Source organism: Hyalangium sp. (assembly GCF_035629615.1).
Lineage (GTDB): Bacteria > Myxococcota > Myxococcia > Myxococcales > Myxococcaceae > Hyalangium.
Window position 1 is genome coordinate 1 of the sequence record NZ_DASPHO010000605.1, and the last position, 2,221, is coordinate 2,221.

At 67.9% G+C, this 2,221-nt stretch carries 3 protein-coding genes; 2 read left to right on the forward strand and 1 reads right to left on the reverse strand.

Going from position 1 to position 2,221, the window contains the following annotated elements; translation table 11 throughout:
* Both VD972_RS30645 and VD972_RS30650 read left to right on the forward strand, forming a co-directional pair.
* A partial coding sequence (locus tag VD972_RS30645; protein WP_324992322.1) for a hypothetical protein occupies nucleotides 1-301 on the forward strand: 301 nt, incomplete at its 5' end.
* Nucleotides 302-448: 147 nt separating this feature from the next.
* Nucleotides 449-1,654, forward strand: coding sequence for a hypothetical protein (locus VD972_RS30650; RefSeq protein WP_324992323.1), 1,206 nt, complete (start codon nucleotides 449-451; stop codon nucleotides 1,652-1,654).
* Nucleotides 1,655-1,663: 9 nt separating this feature from the next.
* On the opposite strand, the gene VD972_RS30655 is transcribed toward VD972_RS30650, so the two are convergent.
* A partial coding sequence (locus VD972_RS30655) for a sigma-70 family RNA polymerase sigma factor (RefSeq protein WP_324992324.1) occupies nucleotides 1,664-2,221 on the reverse strand: 558 nt, incomplete at its 5' end.

Consider the following 2,221-nt stretch of genomic DNA (forward strand, 5'->3'; position numbering starts at 1 on the left):
CTCGCGAGGTGTGGACTGCTCGGGCTTCGTCTCCCGCGCCTGGGGCACCGCCTCCAAGTACGGCACCTCCACCCTGCCCAACATCTCCTGGCAGTTGGGCAACCGCAGCAGCATGGCCAAGGGTGACATCATGAACTGCGCTGGCTCGCACGTGACGATGTTCGACTACTACATCACCAACGGCATCTACACGTGGGAGGCGACGACGTCGAACGGGTACGACCGCGCCGTGCACCTCGGCCGTGACTGGTCCTACTTCTCTTCCTGCTACGTGCCGCGCCGCTACAACAGCAAGTGCTGAGTCTCGCGCCGCGCCGGGTTCCTGGCGCGGCGGATGAATGAGTCCGGGCTGGGGCGGCTTGTGCGCCCCAGCCCTTCTTTTTTGAGCGGCACGGGCGGCCTGAGGCACCCGGAGCTGCCTTCCCCCAAACGAATGCTGGAGCGCGACGTGAAGACGACGACACAGACGACCACACACCCTGTGAAGGGCCTCTGGAGCGCCCTCATTCTGGCTGCTGGGCTGCTGGGAGCCTGCGGGCCCATCGACGAGGACGAGGCGCAGAGTCTCATGGACTCGGAGGCGGTGGGCACGAGCGAGCAGGAGGCCCTGACAGGTGTCTCCCTGGGGCTCGTCACCGGCGGCATCTACACGGACAACCCTCAGCCGCTGCGCACGCATGCCGATCGCATCTTCTGCGAGTACTCCCAGCTGGGCGCGAAGTGGATCCGCATCGAGGCGGACTGGCCCAACACGACCGCGGCCACCTACCAGCTCATCGTCCAGAAGGCGCACGCCAAGGGCATCAAGGTGAACGTGCTGGTGCCGGCGCGCTACTGTGGGGCGGATGATCAACCCGCGCAGATTGATCCGTTCATCGCCTCGTATGTCAGCCGCGTGGACTGGCTGGCGAAGAACGTCTTCGTCGGCACGGCCAAGGCGGACGCCTACGAGATTGGCAACGAGCTGAACATCTGGGAGCAGGGCTGCGGGGACGGGGTGAATCGCTTCCGCGTGGGCCCCAACGCCTTCGCATGGCTGCTGCGCCGGGTGTGGGAGTGGAAGGCGGCCAACGCCCGGACGGAGCTCATCATCAGCGGTGGCCTGCTCAACACGTACACCACGGAGTCCTTCTGGCCGGCCTTCTTCGGCTCGGGGGCCTTCACGAACTACCGGGGCTCGCGGCCGTTCAACTACTTCGGCATCCACCCGTACAACCCCTACCACCTGGACAAGACCTGCATCGCCACCGGGAGCACCTCGTGCTTCAGCACCTGGAAGTCCAATGTGACCTCCGGGCTAAAGACGGTGGCCTCGCGGTTGAACACCGCCACGGGGACGACGGGCACGAAGCTCTTCGCCTCCGAGCTCGGCTTCCAGCTGCCCACGGGCACCACGTGCTCGGCCAACAACTGCGTGCTCACCCAGGCCCAGCAGGCCGCCGGCATGCAGGCCGCGGGCGACGCGCTGGTGGCCAGCGCCGTGACGCCCTTCGGGCTCTGGTACGACTACCGGGATGACGTGGGGGAGCGCTTCGGCCTGCGCGGCCAGTGGAATGGCACGCGGTACCCGGTGAAGACGACCACCTGGACGAAGTTCCGCACGCTCGCGGGCGGCACGGGCAGCACGGACCCCGAGGCCTGCTGGGCGCCGTGAGCCGCTTCGTCACGGGGTGAGGAGCCGATTCAAGCTCACATCCAGGTGGCTGCGCAGCAACCCCAGCATGCTGTCCAGCTCGTGGGGGCTCAGCTTGAGGCGCTGAGCCAGGAGGGCCCGAGTGCGCTCGAGGAGCTGCTCTCGGGACTGGGCGATCCACCGCGCGGCCGTGGAGCGCGACGTCTGGTACATCGTCCCCACGGAGTCCACGGAGAGGTTGTCCACGTAGTGCAGGCGCAGCAGGTTGCGCTCCTTGGGCGTGAGGGCGGCAAGCGCCTCCCGAAAGGCCTGGCGGAAGTCGTCCAGGTAGCGGGCGCGGATGAAGCTGAACTCGGGATCATGCCCGACGACGGCCTCCGCCTCCTCGGGAGCCTCCTCGAGCGGGATGTTGCCAGAGGCCTCGCGCCGGAGATCCATCGCCAGGCGCGTGGCGACCGCGCGCGTCCACTGGGCGAGCGCCCCCCTTCCGGTGAAGGTGGCGATCTTCGGCAAGGCGCTCCCCTCGGCGAGCAGGAGCCGCTGGCGCAGGCCCTGCCTCAGCTCGCCCACCCGCGTGGCGTCCTCCCG